The organism is Kitasatospora sp. NPDC028055 (assembly GCF_040637885.1).
In the GTDB taxonomy this organism is placed as follows: domain Bacteria; phylum Actinomycetota; class Actinomycetes; order Streptomycetales; family Streptomycetaceae; genus Kitasatospora.
This window is the reverse complement of sequence record NZ_JBEZXE010000003.1, coordinates 50427-71411: the sequence shown is the minus strand read 5'-3', so window position 1 is coordinate 71411 and position 20985 is coordinate 50427. Positions and strand designations below refer to the sequence as shown.

At 73.8% G+C, this 20985-nt stretch carries 18 protein-coding genes; 8 read left to right on the top strand and 10 right to left on the bottom strand.

Annotated features, from left to right (window positions below; all coding sequences use genetic code 11):
• The first annotated feature begins 104 nt into the window (after nt 1-104).
• The 3 genes from AB0F71_RS06550 (at nt 105) to AB0F71_RS06540 (ending at nt 2574) form a co-directional block, all read left to right on the top strand.
• Nucleotides 105-1112, top strand: a complete 1008-nt coding sequence (locus tag AB0F71_RS06550) for an expansin EXLX1 family cellulose-binding protein (RefSeq protein WP_360229185.1) — start codon at nt 105-107, stop codon at nt 1110-1112.
• A gap of 134 nt (nt 1113-1246) precedes the next feature.
• Nucleotides 1247-1777: a SigE family RNA polymerase sigma factor gene (locus AB0F71_RS06545; protein ID WP_360229182.1), complete on the top strand. Its 531-nt coding sequence runs from the start codon at nt 1247-1249 to the stop codon at nt 1775-1777.
• Nucleotides 1774-2574 (top strand): hypothetical protein, encoded by an 801-nt coding sequence (locus tag AB0F71_RS06540; RefSeq protein WP_360229179.1) that lies wholly within the window; start codon nt 1774-1776, stop codon nt 2572-2574. The genes AB0F71_RS06545 and AB0F71_RS06540 overlap by 4 nt, the downstream gene beginning before the upstream one ends.
• A gap of 128 nt (nt 2575-2702) precedes the next feature.
• Here AB0F71_RS06540 and AB0F71_RS06535 read toward each other — a convergent pair whose 3' ends face one another.
• From AB0F71_RS06535 to AB0F71_RS06525, 3 genes are all read right to left on the bottom strand, one after another.
• Entirely contained in the window at nt 2703-4748 is a 2046-nt protein-coding gene (locus AB0F71_RS06535; protein WP_360229176.1) for a fructose-specific PTS transporter subunit EIIC, read from the bottom strand.
• Between the two features lie 157 nt (nt 4749-4905).
• Nucleotides 4906-5865 carry a 1-phosphofructokinase gene (pfkB, locus tag AB0F71_RS06530; protein ID WP_360229173.1) on the bottom strand — a complete coding sequence of 320 codons (960 nt, stop codon included), beginning with the start codon at nt 5863-5865 and terminating at the stop codon, nt 4906-4908.
• Nucleotides 5862-6623 (bottom strand): DeoR/GlpR family DNA-binding transcription regulator, encoded by a 762-nt coding sequence (locus AB0F71_RS06525; RefSeq protein WP_360229170.1) that lies wholly within the window; start codon nt 6621-6623, stop codon nt 5862-5864. The genes pfkB and AB0F71_RS06525 overlap by 4 nt, the downstream gene beginning before the upstream one ends.
• A gap of 345 nt (nt 6624-6968) precedes the next feature.
• Here AB0F71_RS06525 and AB0F71_RS06520 point away from each other — a divergent pair, with 345 nt between their 5' ends.
• From AB0F71_RS06520 to AB0F71_RS06505, 4 genes are all read left to right on the top strand, one after another.
• Nucleotides 6969-7244, top strand: coding sequence for an HPr family phosphocarrier protein (locus AB0F71_RS06520; RefSeq protein WP_350503014.1), 276 nt, complete (start codon nt 6969-6971; stop codon nt 7242-7244).
• Nucleotides 7241-8899, top strand: coding sequence for a phosphoenolpyruvate--protein phosphotransferase (ptsP, locus tag AB0F71_RS06515; RefSeq protein ID WP_360229166.1), 1659 nt, complete (start codon nt 7241-7243; stop codon nt 8897-8899). Before AB0F71_RS06520 ends, ptsP begins: the two co-directional genes overlap by 4 nt.
• Before the next feature lie 320 nt (nt 8900-9219).
• On the top strand, nt 9220-9570 hold the full coding sequence (locus tag AB0F71_RS06510) for a hypothetical protein (protein WP_360229163.1): 351 nt from the start codon (nt 9220-9222) through the stop codon (nt 9568-9570).
• Between the two features lie 216 nt (nt 9571-9786).
• A complete protein-coding gene (locus AB0F71_RS06505) occupies nt 9787-11250 on the top strand; it encodes a SulP family inorganic anion transporter (RefSeq protein WP_360229160.1) in 1464 nt (487 codons plus the stop codon).
• Between the two features lie 79 nt (nt 11251-11329).
• Here AB0F71_RS06505 and aspA read toward each other — a convergent pair whose 3' ends face one another.
• The 5 genes from aspA to AB0F71_RS06480 form a co-directional block, all read right to left on the bottom strand.
• Nucleotides 11330-12739: an aspartate ammonia-lyase gene (gene aspA, locus AB0F71_RS06500; RefSeq protein WP_360229157.1), complete on the bottom strand. Its 1410-nt coding sequence runs from the start codon at nt 12737-12739 to the stop codon at nt 11330-11332.
• 48 nt (nt 12740-12787) lie between these two features.
• Nucleotides 12788-13804 (bottom strand): asparaginase, encoded by a 1017-nt coding sequence (locus AB0F71_RS06495; RefSeq protein WP_360229154.1) that lies wholly within the window; start codon nt 13802-13804, stop codon nt 12788-12790.
• 101 nt (nt 13805-13905) lie between these two features.
• Entirely contained in the window at nt 13906-15408 is a 1503-nt protein-coding gene (locus AB0F71_RS06490; RefSeq protein WP_360229151.1) for an amino acid permease, read from the bottom strand.
• Nucleotides 15405-16082 (bottom strand): FadR/GntR family transcriptional regulator, encoded by a 678-nt coding sequence (locus AB0F71_RS06485; RefSeq protein ID WP_360229148.1) that lies wholly within the window; start codon nt 16080-16082, stop codon nt 15405-15407. Before AB0F71_RS06485 ends, AB0F71_RS06490 begins: the two co-directional genes overlap by 4 nt.
• Before the next feature lie 174 nt (nt 16083-16256).
• A complete protein-coding gene (locus tag AB0F71_RS06480; RefSeq protein ID WP_360229145.1) occupies nt 16257-17339 on the bottom strand; it encodes a lactonase family protein in 1083 nt (360 codons plus the stop codon).
• Nucleotides 17340-17898: 559 nt separating this feature from the next.
• Here AB0F71_RS06480 and AB0F71_RS06475 point away from each other — a divergent pair.
• Nucleotides 17899-18930, top strand: coding sequence for a ScbA/BarX family gamma-butyrolactone biosynthesis protein (locus tag AB0F71_RS06475; protein WP_360229142.1), 1032 nt, complete (start codon nt 17899-17901; stop codon nt 18928-18930).
• 108 nt (nt 18931-19038) lie between these two features.
• Here AB0F71_RS06475 and AB0F71_RS06470 read toward each other — a convergent pair whose 3' ends face one another.
• Together AB0F71_RS06470 and AB0F71_RS06465 are read right to left on the bottom strand one after the other, a co-directional pair.
• Entirely contained in the window at nt 19039-20523 is a 1485-nt protein-coding gene (locus AB0F71_RS06470) for an MFS transporter (protein WP_360229139.1), read from the bottom strand.
• Nucleotides 20520-20954 carry a MarR family transcriptional regulator gene (locus AB0F71_RS06465; protein ID WP_360229496.1) on the bottom strand — a complete coding sequence of 145 codons (435 nt, stop codon included), beginning with the start codon at nt 20952-20954 and terminating at the stop codon, nt 20520-20522. Before AB0F71_RS06465 ends, AB0F71_RS06470 begins: the two co-directional genes overlap by 4 nt.
• Between the last annotated feature and the right edge of the window lie 31 nt (nt 20955-20985).

Below are 20985 nucleotides of genomic sequence, written 5' to 3'. Positions count from 1 at the left end.
CAGCGGGCCGCGGAGGAACCGGCGACCGGGCGGCAACCTTTCCGCCCGCGGCGGCCACTGACCGGTGCAAGGTCGACTCGATCTACCGAAATGGATTTCTGGACATGAGGGCAACGAAGCACGCCGTCCCCCGGGCACGGCGCGGGCGAGTGCTGGTCATGGGTGTTCCGTTGGCACTGGTGGCCGTCGGGCTGGTGGTGTGCCTGGCCTTCGCGCTCACCGGGGGCGGCGGGAGCGGCTCGGGGCAGCCCGTCGCGGCGGCCGTCGCAGCCACCGGGCAGGCCGTGCCGACCGCCTCCGGCGGCCCTGACGGTGCCACGCCGCCGGAGGCTCAGCCGTCCCCCACCGCCCCGACGCCGTCGCCGTCGGCCGGAACGCCGTCGCCCTCCGCCTCCTCCTCCGCGAAGCCGTCCGCCTCCCCGAAGCCGTCGGCCTCCGCGTCCGCGCCCGCGTCGGCGACCGCCGGCAGCCGTGCGGCCGCCGGCCCGGCATCACTGGCCGGGCGGATCAGGCCCGGTACGAGCTACCAGGGCGTGGCGACCTCCTACGACGCGGCCGACGGCAACGGCGCCTGCTCGTTCGGGCCGTCCGGCGACCTCATGATCGCGGCGATGAACCACACCGACTACGAGACGTCCGGCGCGTGCGGGGCGTACGTGCAGGTCCGCTCCGCCGGCGGGGCGAGCATCACGGTGCGGATCGTCAACGAGTGCCCGCTGCCCTGCGCCCCCGGGCAGCTCGACCTCAGCCACGAGGCCTTCGCCAAGCTCGCCGACCTCTCGGTGGGCCGCCTCCCGATCACCTGGACGCTGCTGAGCCCGGCGGCGCCGGACAGCATGTCCGTCCGGTACAAGACCGGGTCGAGCCAGTGGTGGTGCGGGATCCAGGTGATCGGTCACCGGAACCCGGTGGCGGCACTGGAGGTCCAGGCCGGCGGCGGCTGGCGGAGGTTGAGCCGCACCGACTACAACTACTTCCTCTCCCCCGACGGCAGCGGCTGCGGCGGATCGATCAGGGTCACCGACATCTACGGCGAGCGGCTGACCGTCGACGGGATCGCGTTGCAGCCGGACGTCGTGCAGTCCGCCCACGCCCAGTTCGCACGGCATTGAGCGCACCGACGGCCCGGCAACCGCAGGTCACGACCCTGCGGGGCGACGACCGCGACGCGGCCCCAGGGCGGGGCCCTGCTAGGCTCACGCCTCTTGTTAACGTTCACATTGCAGGGAGAGGGCGACCGAGGGACATGCTCCTCGATGACGCGTCCGCGGAGTTCCACCACTTCTTCGAACGCCACTACGCCGAACTCGCCCGTCTCGCCCATCTGCTGACCGGCGAGACGGACGCGGCTGACGACCTGGCCTCGGACGCCCTGGTCGCCCTGTGGCAACGCTGGGACCGGCTCCGCGCGGCCGACCACCCGCTCGCCTACGCCCGGGGAGTGGTCGCCAACATGGCCCGGGAGCGGATCCGCAGCGCGGTCCGTGAGCGCCGCCGGGTCCTGCTGTTCTGGTCCCGCAGCCCGAAGAAGACCTCGGGCCCCGACGTCGCGGCCGTCCTGGACGTCCGCGCGGCACTCGCCCGGCTGCCGTTCCGCAAGCGGGCCTGCGTGGTCATGCGGCACGCCTTCGACCTCTCGGAGAAGGACACCGCGGCGGCGCTGGGCATATCGGTCGGTACGGTGAAGAGCCAGACCTCGAAGGCCATGGCCGAGTTGAAGCAGCTGCTCGGCGAACGAGCCGTCGGCGAACTGACGACAGGAAGGAGGAACCGGTGAACGAGGAACCGGTGAACGAGCACATCTCCCGGCAGCTGCGCGAGGCGGCCGAGGCCCATCAGCCCGACCGCGCCAGGATGCTGGCCCGCGTCCAGCGCGGCATGGCCGGTCCCGCCACCCGTCACCGCACCCGATCGGGTCTGCGGTCCTGGCCCAGGGCCGCCCTCGCCGGGCTGGCCACCGCCGGCATCCTGGCCACCGGCAGCCTCGCCATGGCGGAGCTCGCCCACTTCCCGCTGCCGTCGGAGCCCACGGTCGCCCCGGCCGCGCCCTCCTCCCCCGCCGTCCCGCCGGCGCCGCAGCCCTCGACTCCCTCTCCCGCCGGGACCCGGGGACCGGCCGCCGCCCCGGCCACCACCACCCCGACCAGCCCGCACCCGAGCCCCTCGGCGAGCGCCCGGGCCCAGAACGGCCCGCTCTGGTCGGCGGGATCGATCAGCCCGCACAGCACCGTCTACTGGAACGAGAACGACCTGATCCTCAGGACCGGCCAGCCGCTCACCGCGCTCACCGTCGAACTGCGCATCGTGCAGACCGGCGGCGTCCGGGACACCGGCAACTGGCGGACGCTGTCGCCCGACGACTTCACGGTCACCGTCCAGGAGTCCGGGGGCACACTGGTCTACCGCTGGGTCCTCAAGCCCGGCCGTACCGTACCGGCGGGACAGCACGAGTTCGCCGGGCAGTACAACCACGCCACCGGTGTGCGCGTGACCGCCGGCGACAGCTACCGCGTCGAGGCCCAGTCGGCGGGCGGCACCGCCTCCGTCGGGGGAGGCTTCGCCCCGGCGGGCTGACGGCCTGAGCGGCTGCCGGGCCCGGGCCCGGCCACCGCTCCACGCAAGCAGGGCGCCCGCTCCATCGAGCGGGCGCCCTGCTGTGCTGGGGCCGGCTGCCGGACAAACCTCCGGGTCCGGCTACCGGATCAGACGCCGGCCAGCCCCTTCTCGGCGACGGTGGAGTCCACGGCCGCCGGGGCGGCGTCCTTCCGCAGCCCCTTGAGCAGCACGACCACTGCCGTGGTGACCACCGTGCCCGCCACGACGGCGAGCAGGTAGAGGAACGGACTGCCGATCAGCGGGAGCACCCAGATCCCGCCGTGCGGCGCGCGCAGGGTGGAGCCGAAGGCCATCACCAGTCCGCCGGCCGTCATGCTGCCGACGATGTTCGCCGGGATGACCCGCAGCGGGTCCGCCGCCGCGAACGGGATCGCGCCCTCGGTGATGAACGAGGCGCCGAGCACCCAGGCCGCCTTGCCGTTTTCCCGTTCCTCGGGGCTGAACAGCCGCCGCCGAACGACGGTGGCCAGGGCCAGGCCCAGCGGCGGGGTCATGCCGGCGGCCATCACCGCGGCCATCACCTTGAGGCTGCCGGCGTCCGGGGTGGTGCCCGCGGTGGTGAGCGCACCGGCGGCGAAGGTGTAGGCGACCTTGTTGAGCGGACCGCCCATGTCGAAGGCCATCATCGCGCCGAGCAGCACGCCGAGCAGGATCGCGTTGGAGCCGGAGAGGCCGTTCAGCCAGTCGGTCAGGCCGTTCATCGCCGAGGCGATCGGCGAGCCGACCAGCACGAACATCAGGAAGCCGACCGCCGCCACCGACAGCAGCGGGATCACCACCACCGGCATGATCCCCTTGACCGCGCGCGGCACGTTCCAGCGGATCATCCACAGCACCAGGAAGCCCGCGGCCAGGCCCGACACGATGCCGCCGAGGAAGCCCGCGCCGACCGCCACCGAGACGGCGCCACCCGCGATGCCGGCGGCCAGTGCCGCCCGGTCCGCGATCGCCCAGGCGATGTACCCGGAGAGGATCGGGACCAGGAAGCCGAAGGAGGTCTTGCCGGTCTGGAACAGCATCGCCGCCCAGCTGTGCGAGGAGGTCCAGTCGAAGTGGCCCAGCACGGAGGGCGCGGAGGCGATCTGGTAGCCGCCGATGGCGAAGGCGAGGGCGATCAGCAGACCGCCCGCCGCGACGAACGGGATCATGTAACTGACGCCCGTCATCAGGTACTTGCGCAGCCGCTGGGCCCAGTGCTCACCCGCCGGTGCGCTCACCGCGGCGCCCGGTGCGGTGGCGGGGCGAGCACCTCCGCCGGCCTCGGCGACCAGCCCGGCGGCCTGGGCGATCAGGTCATCCGCGCGGTTGACGGCGGCCTTCACGCCTACGTCGACGGTCGGCTTGCCGGCGAAGCGGGCGCGGTCCCGGACCTCGACGTCATGGGCGAAGATCACGGCGTCGGCGGCCGCGATCACCTCGGGGGCCAGCACCGTCGTCCCGGCCGACCCCTGGGTCTCCACCTGGATCCGCACGCCCGCCCGGGCGGCGGCCAGTTCGAGGGCCTTGGCCGCCATGTAGGTGTGGGCGATTCCGGTCGGGCAGGAGGTCACCGCGACCAGCCGCAGCCCAGCGCCGCCGGCGGCCGTCTCCGGCGCAGCGGCCGGGTCCGAAGGAGCGGGCGCCTCCGCAGCAGCGACCGTATCCGAAGGGGCGGGCGCCTCCGGTGCAGCGGTCGGCGTCTCCTCGCCGTTGACCAGGGCCGCGACGGCGCCCGGGCTCTCGGCCTCGCGGAGGGCCCCGGTGAAGGCGGGGTCCATCAGCCGACCGGCCAGCGCGGCGAGGATCTGCAGGTGGGTGTCGTCCGCACCGGCCGGTGCCGCGATCATGAAGATCAGGTCGGCGGGCCGGCCGTCCGGGGCATCGAAGTCCACGCCCCTGGTGCTCCGGCCGAAGGCCAGGCTCGGCTGGGTCACGTGGGGTGATCTGCAGTGCGGGATGCCGATCCCGTCCCCCATTCCGGTCGGGGCCTGGGCCTCGCGGGCGGCCACGTCGGCGAGGAAGCCGTCGAGGTCGGTCACCCGGCCCTCGGCGACCAGCCGCTGGGCGAGGGAGCGGAGAGCCTCGCTCTTGTCCGCGGGGGCGAGGTGGAGATCAACGAGTGCGGGTGTGATCAGTCCGCTGGTGTCGCTCATCGTGTCGATCCTTCAACTGGTGCCTGACAGTGTTCCCTTGCCCCCGGGATTGGTCGCCGTTCCGTCCCACACGGTCGGGCGGGGTGCCTCCGGCAGGAGGCTGTTCTCGATCGCGGAACCAACCGCGAATCTCAACCGCGGAGCGGTCGTTCGAGTCTCAACCGCGGAGCGGTCGTTCGAGCGGGATGTCCGCCGTCACGGCCACGGCGGCCCGGTCCAGATCGGCCGGGGTCGGCATGACGCTCCCCGGCAGTTGTACGGCGGCGGCGCCGTGCGCCAGGGCCGCCGCCAGGGCCTCGGGGCCGGTGCCGCCGGCTCCGAGGAAGCCCGCGAGCGAGGCGTCGCCCGCTCCCACGTCGCTGCGCACGGCGGCGACCGGTGCGCTGCCGTACCAGCTGCCCTCCTCGGCGATCAGCAGCATCCCGTCCGCACCGAGGCTGGCGAGGACCTGCTGGGCGCCGCGCTCGCGCAGTTCCCCGGCCGCGTGCACGGCGTCGCCGACGGTGGCGACCGGGCGGCCCACGGCCTCGGCGAGTTCCTCCCGGTTGGGCTTGACCACGTCGGGGCGGGCCGAGAGCGCGGCGAGCAGTGCGGGGCCGGAGGTGTCCAGGGCGATCCGGGCGCCGCCCGAGTGCACCTGCGCGACCAACTCCGCGTACCAGCCGGGCAGGAGGCCGCGCGGCAGGCTGCCGCAGCAGGCCAGCCAGTCGACGCCGTTCCCGGTGCCCCGTCCGGTCTTCTGGGTGTCGCGGACGAGGGCCAGCAGCGCGGCCGACTCGGCTGCGCTGAGCTCGGGGCCCACCGCGTTGATCTTCGTGAGGCTGCCGCCGTCCTCGGCGATCGAGACGTTGATCCGGGTGTCGCCCGCGATGGTGACCGCCGCGACGTCGATGCCCTGGCGGCGCAGCAGGTCGGAGAGCAGCTCGCCGGAGAGGCCGCCCAACGGCAGGACGGCGGTGGTGCGGTGGCCCGCGGCGGTGAGCGCACGGGAGACGTTGACGCCCTTGCCGCCGGGGTCGAGCCGGTCCTGCCCGGCTCGGTTGACCTCGCCGAGAACGAGCGTTCCCAGCTCGTAGGTGCGGTCCAGGCTGGGGTTGGGGGTGATGGTGACGATCATGCGCGGATGACTTCCGGTCCGTGGTTCTCGATCTGGGCGGCCTGCTCGTCGGTCAGCCCGGTGTCCGTGACCAGGACGTCGACCTGGTCCAGCGAGCCGAATCGGGCGAAGTGGCGGGCGCCGTACTTGGAGGAATCGGCCACCAGGACGACGCGTTGCGCACCGGCGAGCATGGCCCGCTTGACGGCGGCCTCGGCGAGGTCCGGCGTCGACAGCCCGCCCTCCGGGGAGAAGCCGTTGGTGGCGACCACCGCGACGTCCGCGTGGATGTCGGCCAGGTCGCGCAGCGCCCAGGCGTCGACGGCCGCCTGGGTGCGATGGCGCAGCCGCCCGCCGACGAGGTGCAGGGCGAGGGAGGGGTGGTCGGCCAGCCGGGCCGCGACCGGGAGGGCGTTGGTGACGACGGTGAGGGCGCAGTCCAGGGGCAGCAGTCCGGCCAGCCGGGAGACGGTCGTCCCGGCGTCCAGGATGACGCTGCCCTCGCCGGGCAGCAGGGCCAGGGCCGCCCTGGCGATGCGCTCCTTCTCGGCCGCGGCCCGGGAGTCCCGTTCGGCCAGGCCGGGTTCCAGGTGCAGTGCGCCGACGGGCAGCGCGCCGCCGTGCACCCGGTGCAGCAGGCCGGCCCGGTCCAGGGCGCTCAGGTCACGCCGGATGGTCTCCTGGGTGACACCGAAGTCCTCGGCCAGCGTCGGCACGTCCACCCGGCCCTGTTCCTGGGCGAGGTGGAGGATCTGTTGCTGCCGCTCGGGTGCGTACATGTGGGATTGGGTCCGTTTCATGTCCGTTTACGCCTGGTGAAGCCCGACCATACGCGCTTCGGACGGAAAAGCAAGGGGCTGTTCCGTCTCTCGTCCACTCCGTGGGCTGATGCCCGAATGTGTTGACATCCCTGCGCGATCGGGCGTAGAACCAATCGAAACAACGCCTTAACGGGCGCGAAACCACAGACTGCCTGGTCCCGCGACCGCCCCCGTACCGCGCGGACCAGGCATCCACCACGGTGGCCCGCGCTTCTGAGCGCGGGCCACCGTGCCCCACCCTCCCGCCGACCCGGCTCCCACCCGGGTCGGCGATCGCATCCACCCTCTCCCTCAAGGACTCCCATGCACTCGACCCAGGTCACCGTCGGCTCCAGCAGCGGTCTGCACGCCCGCCCGGCGTCGCTGTTCGTCCAGGCCGCTGCCGCCCGACAGCCGGTCAAGGTCACCGTCGGCCGCCCGGGCCAGGCCCCGGTCGACGCCCGCAGCCTGCTGTCCGTCCTCGCCCTGGCCGCCCGCTCCGGCGAGGTCCTGGAGCTCACCGCCTCGGGCGACGGGGCCGAGGACGCGCTCCAGGCGCTCGCCCAGCTGCTCGCCTCCGACCTCGACGCAGCGGCATGACCGTCCCGATCCGCGGGATCGGCGTCGGCACCGGCAGCGCGGCGGGCCCGGTCGCCCGGATGGCTCCCCCGGTCCCGCTGCCCGCGCCGAGGGCGGTCGCCGACCCGGCGGCCGAGGCGGCCGCGGTCCGTGCCGCCCTCGGTGCGGTCGTCACCGACCTGGAGCAGCGCGCCGCCCGGGTGAGCGGCCCCGGCGCCGAGGTGCTCGCGGCCCAGGCCATGATGGCCGCCGACCCGGTCCTCGCCGACCGGGCCGCCGAGCTCGCCGAGCAGGGCACCGACGGCGCCCATGCGCTCAGCACCGCCTTCGACGGCTTCCGCGCCGCCCTGACCGCCGCCGGCGGCTACTTCGCGGAACGCGCCCCCGACCTGGACGACCTGCGCGACCGCGCGGTGGCCCACCTGCTCGGCCTGCCCGTGCCCGGCCTGCCCGACCCCGGGCACCCGTACGTCCTGGTCGCCGACGACCTGGCGCCCGCCGACACCGCGCTGCTCGACCCCGAACGGGTCCTGGCCCTCGTCACCGTCCGCGGCGGGCCGACCAGCCACACGGCCATCCTCGCCAAGGCCCTCGGCGTGCCCGCCGTGGTCGGCTGCACCGGCGCCACGGCCCTGGCGGACGGCCGGCAGGTCCTGGTGCACGGTGCGGACGGCGTGGTCGAGCCCGACCCGAGTCCGGAGGCGGTCGAGCGGGCCGCCGCGCGCGAGCGCCGGCACCGCGAGCTGCTGGCCGGATTCCGGGGGCCGGGCCGGACGGCGGACGGCCACCCGGTCGCGCTGCTGGTCAACCTCGGTGCGCCGCGCGAGCTGGCCGGCGCGGCCGCCGTCGACGCCGAGGGGGTGGGCCTGTTCCGTACCGAGTTCCTCTTCCTGGACCGCGCCGAGGCGCCGGACCGGGCCGAACAGGCCGCCGCCTACCGGCAGGTCTTCGCGGCCTTCGCCGGGCGCCGGGTGGTCGTCCGCACCCTGGACGCGGGCGCGGACAAACCGCTGCCCTTCGCCAGCTCCGCCGACGAGGAGAACCCCGCGCTGGGGGTCCGCGGTCTGCGGACGGCCGCCCGCGATCCGCACCTGCTGGAGACCCAGCTCGCCGCGATCGCCGAGGCCGCACAGGACAGCACCGCACAGGTGTGGGTCATGGCCCCGATGGTGTCGATCCCGCGCGAGGCCGCCGAGTTCGCCGCCCGGGTCCGCGCGCACGGCCTGCCGATGGCCGGCGCGATGATCGAGGTCCCGGCAGCCGCTCTGCGGACCGACCGGCTGGCCGCGTCCTGCGACTTCTTCAGCGTGGGCACCAACGACCTGGCCCAGTACGCCTTCGCGGCCGACCGGACGCTCGGCACCCTCGCCGAGCTGCTCGACCCGTGGCAGCCCGCGCTGCTCGAACTGGTCGCCACCGCCGCCGCCGCGGCGGCCGAGCACGGCCGTCCGATCGGCGTCTGCGGCGAGGCCGCCGCCGACCCGGCGCTCGCCCTGGTCCTGGTCGGCCTCGGGATCACCAGCCTGTCCGCCGCGCCCGCCTCGCTCCCCGAGCTGCGCGCGGCCCTGGCCACCCACACCCTCGCGCAGTGCCGCGAACTCGCCGAGCTGGCCCTGCTCGCCGACGACGCCGACACCGCGCGCCGCACGGTCCTGTCGAGGATGTCCGGGCGCTGAACCTCTTCCGTCCGACGCCGGGTCGGAGCGCACCCGGCGCCGGGCGGAGGGCCCCGGCCGACGCGCGGTCCTGCGTCCGACCGACTGCCAAGGAGCAGCGGATTCATACGCGTTAACGTTCACATCACAGCCGGTTCACCGGTCACCCGCATTCCGCCCCGCCGGTTCATGGATCATCACCACCCGGCCGGAATGCTTCACCGACCGTTCACGGCATACCGGAACTGGTCCCGCGCCCGCATCCGTCAGAAGTGATGACGGTTCGACAAGTCCCCTGGACACTCCCAGGGGCGCTCCCACGGGCGGGGAAAGGAACGGCGATGTCCTTGGTCAGGAGGGTGATCGGCGCCGCCGCCGTGGCCCTCGTGGCCGCGCTGGGCCTGCTGGTGCTGTCCCAGTCCGCATCCGCCCTCACCCGCGCGGAGTCCTGCCCCCGGATGGTCGCGGAGGCCACGCTCGTCGAGGAGGCGGTGGTCCCCGAGTGCCCGCCCGGCCTCGGCTGGACGCGCCACCGGACCGTCGAAGTACCGCGGCAGCAAAGGGAGTTGCACCCGGCCCTCGCCGAGGAAGCCGCCGACGACGACAACCCGTCGCCGGCCCGCACCCCCGCCCCGCCGTACGGGGCGCGCAGACAGCCCGGAGCGGCGGTCCTCCAGGTGTTCCGCTGCTGATCGGCGCCGACCGCGCGCGCACGCTCACCGACGGTGGCGACACCCCGGACGGGTGACCCACCGCCCCGCCACATCCCGGCAGTCCACGACGGCCCACGGCAGTGATTCCGCCTGCCGGCGCCGCCGCGCTCCGCGCTGCCCCCGTACCGAGCGAGCGTTGCACGGTCCCGAAGTGACCCAGTGGCCGACAACCCAACTCCCCGGATGAGGGCTCCCATGCGCATTCCCGCACTCAAGTACGACCTGACCGCCTCGCTCGTCGTGTTCCTGGTCGCCCTCCCGCTGTGCGTCGGCGTCGCCGTCGCCTCGGGCGTGCCCGCCGAACTCGGCCTGATCACCGGCATCGTCGGCGGCCTGGTCACCGGCGCGCTGCCCGGCAGCAGCCTCCAGGTCAGCGGCCCGGCGGCCGGACTGACCGTCCTGGTCGCCGAGACCGTGCAACGGTTCGGCCTGCCCGCCCTCGGCCTGGTGGTCGCCGCCACCGGCCTGCTCCAACTGCTGCTGGGCGCGCTGCGCTGGGGCCGCTGGTTCCGCGCGATCTCCGTCGCCGTGGTGGAGGGCATGCTGGCCGGCATCGGCCTGGTCATCATCGCCGGGCAGCTCTACGCGATGGCCGACCGACCGGCGCCCGCGAGCGGGATCGACAAGCTCCTGGGCCTTCCCGGCCTGCTCGCCCGGCTCGTCTCCTCGCCCGCCGCCGGCTACTCCTTCGCGGTCGGCGCCGGCACCATCGCGGTGATCGTGCTGTGGCAGCGGCTGCCCGCCAGGGTGCGGGTCGTCCCGGGCGCGCTGGTGGCCGTGCTGCTCGCCACCGGCGCCGCCTGGCTGCTGCACCGCCCGCTGAAGAAGGTCGAGGTCAAGGGCCTGCTGGACGCCGTCCAGCCGCCCGGCAGCGGGGTCTTCGAGCAGCTCACCCCGGCCCTGCTCCTGACGGTCGTGGCCTTCACGCTGGTCGCCTCGGCCGAGAGCCTGTTCAGCGCGGCGGCCGTCGACCGGCTGCACGACGGACCGCGCACTGACTACGACAGGGAACTCATGGCGCAGGGCGCGGGCAACGCGCTCTGCGGCGCCCTGGGCGCCCTGCCGATGACCGCGGTCATCGTCCGCAGCGCCGCCAACGTCCAGGCCGGCGCCCGGACCAAGGCGTCCCGCGTCCTGCACGGCGGGTGGCTGCTGCTCTTCGCCGCACTGCTCCCGGCGGCGCTCGGCGTCATCCCCGTCGCGGCGCTCGCCGGAGTGCTGGTGCACGCCGGGTTCAAGCTGCTGCCGTTCGAGCAGTTCGGGCCGTTGTGGCGCGAGCACCGGGCGGAGGCGCTCGTCCTCGCGGCCACCGCCGTGGCCATCGTCACGGTCAACATGTTCGAGGGCGTGCTGATCGGCCTGGGCCTGTCGGTCGTCAAGTCGGCCTGGGAGACGTCCCGCCTGCACGTGGCGACGGAGGAGCAGCCCGGTGGCACCGTCCGGGTCCGGCTGACGGGCAACGCCACCTTCCTCCGGCTGCCCAAGCTCCTGGACACCCTCGAAGCGCTGCCCGCCGACCGCGTCGTGGAGCTGGACCTCTCCGGGCTCCGGCACCTCGACCACGCCTGCCAGTCCGCGCTGACCACCTGGACCGAGCGTCACAACGCCCGGGCCCCGGAGGCCGTGCGGCTGATCCCGGCGCCGGCCGGTCGGACCTGACCCCGTCCGCGGTGCTCGCCGTCAGGCCACCGGAGCGCCGGTGCTCGCCGTCAGGCCACCGGAGCGCCGGTTCCCGCCGTCAGGCCACCGGAGCGCCGGTGCCCGCGAGCACCTCGGGCCGGAGCAGGGCGGCGAGCCGCTCGGCCGGGAGCAGCCCCTTCTCCAGGACGAGTTCGGCCACGCCCCGGCCGCTGGCGAGGGCCTCCTTGGCGATGTCGGTGGCGGCCGTGTAGCCGATGTGCGGGTTGAGGGCGGTCACCAGGCCGATGGAGTTCTCGACGCTCGCGCGCAGCACCTCGGTGTTGGCGGTGATGCCGACCACGCAGCGCTCGGCGAGGGTGAGGCAGGCGGCGCGCAGATGGGTGATCGACTCCGAGAGCGAGTGGAGGATGATCGGCTCGAAGGCGTTGAGCTGGAGCTGTCCGGCCTCGGCGGCCATGGTGACGGCGACGTCGTTGCCGATCACCTCGAAGGCGACCTGGTTGACGACCTCGGGGATCACCGGGTTCACCTTGCCGGGCATGATGCTCGAACCGGCCTGCACCGGCGGCAGGTTGATCTCGCCGAGGCCCGCACGCGGCCCCGAGGACAGCAGGCGCAGGTCGTTGCAGCTCTTCGAGAGCTTGACGGCGATGCGCTTGAGCACCCCGGACATCTGGACGAACGCCCCGCAGTCCTGGGTGGCCTCGACCAGGTTGGCCGCAGTGACGAGCGGCAGCCCGGTGAGCTCGGCGAGGTGACGGCGGGCGGACTCGGCGTACCCGGCCGGGGCGTTGAGGCCGGTGCCGATCGCGGTGGCGCCGAGGTTGATCTCCAGGATCAGCTCGACGGCCTCCGCCAGCCGGCTGCGGTCCTCGTCGAGCATGACCGCGAAGGTCGAGAACTCCTGCCCGAGCGTCATCGGCACGGCGTCCTGCAGCTGGGTGCGGCCCATCTTGAGGACGTCGCGGAACTCGACGGCCTTGCGGGCGAAGGCGTCCTGGAGGACGGCCATCGCGTCGAGCAGGCCGCGCACGGCGAGGACGGTCGCGATCCGGACGGCCGTCGGGTAGACGTCGTTGGTGGACTGGCCCAGGTTGACGTGCTCGTTGGGGTGCAGGTGCCGGTAGTCGCCCTTGGCGTGCCCCAGCAGCTCCAGCGCCCGGTTGGCGATGACCTCGTTGGCGTTCATGTTGGTCGAGGTGCCGGCGCCGCCCTGGATGACGTCCACGACGAACTGCTCGTGCAGCTTTCCGGCGCGGATCTCCTGGCAGGCGGCGACGATCGCGGCGGCCTTCGCGGGCTCCAGCAGGCCGAGTTCCTCGTTGGCGAGGGCGGCGGCCTCCTTGACGGCGGCGAGGGCGTCGATCAGGTGCGGGTAGGTGGAGATGGGCGTGCCCGTGATGGGGAAGTTCTCGGTGGCGCGCAGCGTGTGGACGCCCCAGTAGGCGTCGGCGGGGACGTCGCGGTCTCCGAGCAGGTCGTGTTCGCTACGGGTGGCGGCGGTCATGGGTGTGCGGTCCTCTTCCTCGGTGGAACGGTGGAACGGTGGGTCGGGTCAGACGGGGGCGGGCAGGGCCGACGGGTCGAGCGCCGCCACCGGCCGGACGCCGCCGACGGGCCGGCCACCGCCGGTCGTCGGCTCGCCCGCGAAGCCGGTGAGCAGCCCCGGTTCGACTCCCGCCAGGGCCAGCGCGGCCGCCGCCACCGGGACGCGCGCCCGGTTCGCCCCGTCAGCGATCTTCACGGCGATGGCGCGGCCGTCCGGCAGCGCGGCGACCTGCACGCCCTCGAAGCCGTCCTTGGCCAGCAGTCCGGGCACCGCGTGCATCAGCGCGGCCGTGTCCCGGCCGGCGCCGGAGGCCATCTCCGGGTGCGCGCGCAGCGCGTCGGCCACCCGGAACTCGGGCGTCCCGGGCGCGCCGGTGGCGATGCGGGCGGCGGCGCGGGCGAGGCCGTGCAGCGAGACGGCGAACAGCGGGGTGCCGCAGCCGTCGACGCTGACCCGCGCGATGCGTTGACCGGTGAGTTCCTCGACGACCCCGGCGATCACCCGCTGGAGCGGGTGGGTGGGATCGTCGTAGTCCGTCAGCGGCCAGCCGTTGAGCTTGCAGAGGTAGAGCATCGCGGCGTGCTTGCCCGAGCAGTTCTGGGCGAGCCGGGAGGGCGGGCGGCCCTCCCGGATCCAGGTGTCGCGGACCGCGGGGTCGTACGGGAGGTCCGGGACGTTGCGCAGGTCGTCCTCGGAGAGGCCGGCGAATTCCAGGATCCGCCGGGCTCCGGCGAGGTGGCGTTCCTCGCCGGAGTGGCTGCCCATCGCGAGGGAGAGGAGTTCGCCGTCGAGCGGCAGCCCGGCCCGCACCATGGCCACGGCCTGGAGCGGCTTGAGGGCGGACCGCGGGTAGCAGGCGACCTCGATGTCGCCGAGCCGGAACCGGACTTCGCCGTCGGCGTCGAGGACGACGACCGAGCCGTGGTGGACCCCCTCGACCATGCCGCCGCGGGTGACGTGGGCGACGGGGACGTGCCGGGGCTCGCGGATCGCGGGTGCGTCCGCGGGGGTGGTTCTGTGCATCACTGCCTCGCTGGGTGGTGGTTCGCTTGCTGCTCCGCCGGCCGGGCGGGCGGCCCTCGACAGCCGCGGGGTCGCCCCCGCACCGAAGGCCGCCGCCCGGGTCAGCCGTCGGACCGGGCGCCGTCGCGCGCGAGGCGGCGGCGGATCGCGTACCAGCCGGCCACCAGTGCGGCGGCGATCAGTGGTACGCAGAGCACGGTGGTGCGTCCGGCGCCGCCGTCGGCGTACATCAGGACCAGGACGGTGGCGAGGAAGGCCAGCGTCACGATCTCGGTCCAGGGCGAGCCCGGCAGCCGGTAGGAGGGGCGGGTCAGTTCGCCGGCCCGGGTCTTCCGCCAGAAGAAGAGGTGGCAGACCATGATCATGCCCCAGGTGGCGAGGATGCCGATCGCCGCGAAGTTGAGCACGATCTCGAACGCGTCCGCGGGCACCACGTAGTTGAGGCCCACGCCGAGGACGCACATGCCGCTGGTCAGCAGGATGCCGCCGTACGGCACCTGACTGCGGCTCATCCGGGCGGTGAAGCGCGGCGCCGAGCCGCTCACGGCCATCGAGCGCAGGATGCGACCGGTGGAGTAGAGGCCGGAGTTGAGCGAGGACATCGCCGCGGTGAGGACGACCAGGTTCATCACGCTGCCCGCCGCCGGGATGCCGATGTGGGACAGCACCGTCACGAACGGGCTCTGGCCGGAGCTGTACCTGTTCCAGGGCATCAGCATCGACAGCAGCACGACCGAGCCGACGTAGAACAGGCCCACCCGCCACATGATCGAGTTGATCGCCTTCGGCATGATCTTCTCGGGGTTCTCGGTCTCCCCGGCCGTGACGCCGACCAGTTCGACGGAGGCGTAGGCGAAGACGACGCCCTGGATGATCAGAAGCATCGGCATCAGGCCGTTGGGGAAGATCCCGCCGTTGTCGGTGATCAGGGACGGGCCGGGCACGACGCCGTCAACCGGGTGCCGGGTGACCAGCAGGAAGATCGCGATGCCCATGAAGACCAGCAGCGCGCCGACCTTGACGATGGCGAACCAGAACTCCAGTTCACCGAAGATCCGCACCGAGATGAGGTTCACCGTCAGCACCACGGCCAGGGCTATGAGCGCGATCACCCACTGCGGGATGTCGGAGAACAGGTGCCAGTAGTGGGTGTAGGTGGCGACGGCGGTGATGTCGGCGATGCCGGTGGTCGCCCAGTTGAGGAAGTACATCCAGCCCGCGGTGTACGCGCCCTTCTCCCCCAGGAACTCCCGGGCGTACGAGACGAAGGCACCGGAGGACGGGCGGTACAGGACGAGTTCGCCGAGCGCGCGCACGACGAGGAAGGCGAAGACACCGCAGACGGCGTACGCGACGAACAGGGAGGGCCCGGCGTCGGCGAGGCGGCCACCGGCGCCCAGGAACAGGCCGGTGCCGATGGCACCGCCGATGGCGATCATGTTGACGTGCCGGGGCTTCAAGGACTTGCTGTAGCCGGCGTCACCGGCGTCGACGTGCCTGGCCGTGGGGGTGGTGGGGGCGTTGGGGGTGGTGGGGGCCGTGGGGGTGGTAGGGGCGTTGGGGGTCGTGGGGCGCTTCTCGTCTTCGAGGAACTGCTCGCTCACGCCTCAGCTCTGCCTTCCATGGGGGTCTCCGTGCGCCTGGGGTGCACGATGTCGGTGAGGGTCGCCTCGACGCGGTGAAGGTGGTGCGACATCGCCGCTACCGCGTCGGGCTCGGAACCGTCGACCAGCGCCTCGACGATCGCCCGGTGCTCGCAGTTGGACTGCTCGCGTCGATCGCCCAGCTCGTTGAGGAACGCCGACTGACGCGCCAGTGCGTCGCGGATCTCCTCGATGACCCGACGGAAGACCGGGTTGCGGGAGGCCTCGGCCACCGCCAGGTGGAAGACGGTGTCCAGGGCGACCCACGCGGTGGTGTCGGTCTCCCGCTCCATCCGGTCGAGCAGGTGGGCCAGCTGGTCCAGGTCCTCCGGGGTGCGGCGCAGCGCCGCGTACCCGGCGACCGGGATCTCGACGTGCCGGCGCACCTCCAGCAGGTCGCTGGCCGCGTAGTCGCCGAAGGTCGGGTCCTCGACCGTGTTCGCCACGACGAAGGTGCCCTTGCCGGTCTTCGAGACGGTCAGGCCCATGGCCTGGAGCGCCCGGAGCGCCTCCCGCAGCACGGGCCGGCTGACCTCCAGGGTCCGGCACAGCTCCGCTTCGGAGGGGAGCTTGTCCCCCACGACGTACTCGCCGCGCTCGATGGCGCTGCGCAGGTGGCCGAACACTGCTTCCATCGCGCTCACGCGCCGGGGGGCCGACCCTGCTGTCTGGCTGTCTGACAGGTTCACAGGGCGATCCTGGGGCTTGCGGCCGGAGGGTGTCAAGATGTTGAGAGCGCTCACATGGGAACGCTCACATATCCGTCGGTGCCCGACGGCTCACGCGCGCCGGGCACCTCGGGCCTTCGCTCAGCGGGCGATCGGCAGGACGGACGTGGGCTCGGTGACCACCAGGGGCTCCCCGGCCGGGCTCAGCCGGCCGGTGGACGGGTCGCGGTGGAAGGCCGTGACCGTGTCGGAGCGCTGATTGGCGCAGAAGACCAGCAGGCCGTCCGGGGTGAGCGCGATGTCGCGCGGCCAAGTCCCGCCGCAGGGAACGGCGGTGAGCAGCTCCACGGAGGCGCCGTCATCGCGGACGGCGTGGACCGAGATCGCGTCGTCGCCGCGGTTGGTCGTGTAGAGGAAGCCGCCGTCGCCGGACAACCGGACTGCGGCGGCGGAGTTGGCGTTCGGCGCGCCCGGATCCTGTCGGGTCTCGACCTCGGCGAACGGTTCGAGGTGGCCGGAGAGCGCGTCCCAGGTGCACACCGTGAGGGTGGAGGAGAGCTCGTTCAGGACGTAGGCGTACCGGGCCGACGGGTGGAACACGAGGTGCCGGGGGCCCCTGCCCGGCGGCAGTTGCACCGTCCGGTGGGCGCTGAGCGGGCCGCTGTCCGGGTCGAAGGCGTAGACGTACACCCGGTCGGTACCGAGGTCGGTGCACAGCAGGAACCGCCCGTCCGGCGAGGGGGCCGCCATGTGGGCGTGCGGGGAGGTGAGCAGGTCCCCGGAGGCCTCCCGGCCCGGGTGCCGGATGGTCTGCACCGGCTCGGCGGTGGCGACCGTACCGTCGGCGCCGGTGGGGACGGCCGAGAGGACGCCGTCGCCGTAGTGGGCCACGAAGACGTGCGAACCGCTGGGGTGGACCGCGATGTGGCACGGGCCCGCACCACCGCTGGCAGCGGCGGCGGGCGGCCCCTCGCCCTCGGCCCCGGAGTCCGTCCGGAGGGAGACGACCCGTCCGACCGCCTGTTCCAGGACGGTGTGGACGATGGCGCGTGTCGGGTCGACGGCCGCATAGGAGGGGTGGTCGAGCGGCAGTGTGCGGAGGAGGCTCATGGCGCCGGTGCCGTCGTAGCCGACCGTGCACAGCCCCGCGCCGGAGACGTCGGCCGGGGCGGCGCTGCCGATGACCAGCAGTCCGCCGGGCGACGTGGTCGAAGGATGGTTCACGAAGGCCTGCTCTCTGCTCTGTGCCGCTGCTCTGTGCCCTCTGCCCTCTGCCCGCTGCCCTCTGCTCTCTGCTCTCTGCTCTCTGTTCTCTGCTCTCCGGGTGGCATCGTCTCGGTGGCAGCGGGGCCGTGAGGTGGGGCGGGAAGTGCCGAAGTCTATCCGGCGCCCGAACGCCGGCACACCCGTCGAGCGGATGGTGCGGCGCGGCAACTGGGCTTTCCGATCGGCCGTTTGACGGCCCCGTGGCAGGTCGGGCGCCGGCCCGGCTCCCGCGTCCGTCATCGCAAGCGCCGCCCGAGCCGGTGACGCCCCTGCGCCCAGCGCTTGTGATGATGGAGGCGTCAACCCGGGTCGTCGGCATCACCGCAGGTGAACGGCCGTGTGCTGACCGTCGAGGTCAGCGGTCGGGCGCGGACGGACGACCCGGCGTTGACACGGTTGCGCTCGGCCGCCGACGCACCTTCGTCCCGGCTCCCCGACGAACGGACCGGCAGGTGCGTACCCCCACGAGCCCTGAGCAGCCGGCCCCGCCCACCCCGGTCCCCTGGAGCGCTCCCCCATGTCCCTGCTCGCTCATCCCGCCCGTGTCCTCACCCCGGCCGCCCCTGTCCTCACCCCGGCCGCCACGGCCCTCGGCACGCCCCCCGAGCCGAGCCGCCCGGTCGTTCCGGCCGCCCCGGCGCCCCGATTGACCAGTACCGTCGCCAAGGAGTACGTCCACCGGGCCTGCCACGCCGAGGTCTTCATCACCGGCAGCGAGCCGCTCGGCGACACCGCGTTCACCGTCACCGCCCAGTGGCCGCGGGCGCACACCTTCTTCAGCACCCCGGACGGGACCCGGTACGACCCGATGCTCGCCGCTGAAACGGTTCGCCAAGCCGGGCTCTACCTCGCCCACAGCCGGTACGACATCCCGCTCGACCACCGATTCCTGATGTGGAACCTCGACTACACCGCCCGCGCCCACCGGCTGTCCATCGGGGCGACACCCACCGACCTCACCATCGAGGCCAGGCTCCTCCCCCGGCCCCGGCGCACCCGCAGCACGATCGACTTCACCTTCACCGCAACCGTCCGCCGCGGCCCCCACCTGGCCGCGACCGGCGAGGCCCGCTTCACCACCGTGCCGGACTCCACCTACCGCCGGCTGCGCGGCGCGCGCCCCGCGAGCGGCCGGATACCGGTCGCGGCTGCGGCGGGGGACGACCGGCGCCTGCCACCGGCCCTGGTCGGCCGGGCCCGGCCCTGCGACGTCGTCCTGACCCCGACCGGCACCCCCGGCACCTGGTACCTCACCCCCGACCTCCGGCACCCGATCCTGTTCGACCACGCCGGCGACCACATACCCGGCATGGTGCTGCTGGAGGCCGCCCGCCAGGCCGCCAACGCCCTCACCGCCCCGGTCACCGTCACCCCGGCCGCCGCGGCCACCACCTTCCACCGCTACGCCGAGCACGACGCGCCCACCACCGTCACCGCCCGGCACACCCGCGGTGAGGACCCGGACGCCCTGACCACCACCGTGACCGGGCACCAGCACGGCGAGCCGATCTTCACCACGATCCTCACCGGCCGACCCGACCGGCCCTGACCCGCAGGCCCTCGGCCCTGGCCCGCAGGCCCCGGCGCGGCCCGTCCGGCCCGTCCGACTGCGGGTCGGACAGGTCGGACAGGCCTGCTCCTACGGGACGACTGTTCGTCAACTCCCTTGGGAGACAGTGCTTCCGAGTCGGCCGAGCGAGCGGTCGGGGAGGACGAGGAGGAAGAGCAGGGCCGCACCGCCGAACATGAACAGCGCGAGGTGGTGCAGCCCGGCCGTGGTGGCGCCGTGCGGGAAGAAGGCCGCGTTGGCGGCCGAGGCGGCCATCGCCCCGAGGTACATGAAGGTCCGCAACAGCCCAGCCGCGGAGGCGATGGCGGCCGGGTCGGCCTGGTGGTAGAGCGCGGTCTGGTTGCCGAGGCCGATCAGCCCCTGCGGAATGCCCGCCAGCACCCCGACGGCGATCAGCAGCACCGGAGGACTCGCCGAGCCCGCCGCCAACAGGGCCGCGCAGGCGGCCATCTGGACCACCGCGCCGACCACCAGCTTGCCGCGCACCGCCGCACGGCGACCGGTCACACCGGAGACCGTGAGGGCGGTGAGCGAGAGCGGGAGCAGCACCAGCCCGGCGGAGGCGGCACTCAGACCCCGCCCCTGCTCCAGCCACTGGGTGTAGCCGTAGAGGAAGGCGTAACTCGCCGTGTAGCCGAGCACCTGGCGCAGGTAGGTGGCGATCAACGGACGGTTGCCGGCCAGGGCCCGCAGGTCGATGAACGGGCTGCGGGCCCTGGTCTCCCGGACCGCGAATCCGGCACCGGCCAGGACCGCGAGCACCGGCAGGTACCAGCGCTCCGCCCCGGGCCGCATCACGAACAGCATCAGCGCCAGCAGGAGGACGGCGAACAGGGCGATCCCGGACCGGTCCAAGCGCTCCCCGGCGTCCCGGCGCGGGGCGGCGGCGGGCAACCGGGCGGCCCCGAGTACCAGACAGGCCAGCGACAGCGGGACGTTGACCGCGAAGATCGCCCGCCAGCCGCCCAACCCGATCAGCAGGCCGCCGAGCGTCGGCCCGATCACGGCGATGGTCTGGTTGGCGACGGCGAGCACCGTCAGCACCCCGGTGGGGCTGTCCCGCCCGGTCCGCTCGGCCTCGCTGCGGGTGAGGTGCATCGCGGCCGGATACGCGGCGGAGGTGCCGATCCCGAGCAGCACCCGGGCGACGACCAGCACTCCGAGGGTGGGCGCGAGCACGCCCACCAGTCCGGCCAGGCCGACCAGCGCCGTCCCGGCCAGGTAGAGCCGGCGCGGCCCGTAGGTGTCCACCAGCCGGCCGATCACCGGCTGACCGACGGCGGTCGCGAGGTAGAGCCCGCTCACCAGCCAGGCCGTCTCGGCGGGCGGCGCCCCGAAGGCGGTGCCGACGGGCACCAGGGCCACCGCGATCATCGAGGAGTTGATCGGATTGAGCACCGAGCCCAGCACCATCGGGGCGAGCAGTCGGCGGTTGAAGCCGTCGCCGGGCCCGGCCTGCCCGTCGGCCCCGGTGGGCGCTCCTGCCCGGGCCGGGGCCGACGGCTCCGCCGCCCGCTCCGTGCCCTGGCGCCGGGAGCGGAGTCGCGCCAGCAACGTCGACGGGCCGGTCATCGCCGGTTCAGCCGGTCCAGCAGGGGCAGCGCCGCCAGCACGGTGGCGCGCTCGGCCTCGGTGAGCTCCTGCTGCAGCGCCTGGGCCAGCCACTCCTCACGGGCCCGGCGGCTGTCCGCGATCCACTCCAGCCCGGTCACGCTCAGGTCCACGACCTGGCGGCGCCCGTCCTCGGGGTCGGGACGGCGGGCGATCAGCCCGTGCGCCTCCAGCGCGGCCAGTGTCGCGGCCATCGACTGCGGCCGGACCCGCTCCGCGGCGGCCAGCGCGCTCGCGGAGGCCGGCCCGTCGGTGATCAGGCGGTTGAGCACCGCGGTCTGGGAGGGGGTGAGGCCGGTGGTGCCCTGCCCCTTCTCCTTGAGGGTCCGGCGCAGCCGGCTGAACACGGCCCGGAGCTCCCGGGCGGCCAGCGCGGCCGTGTCGACGGGGATCTCCGGAACGGCTGGGGTCTCCGGAACAGCC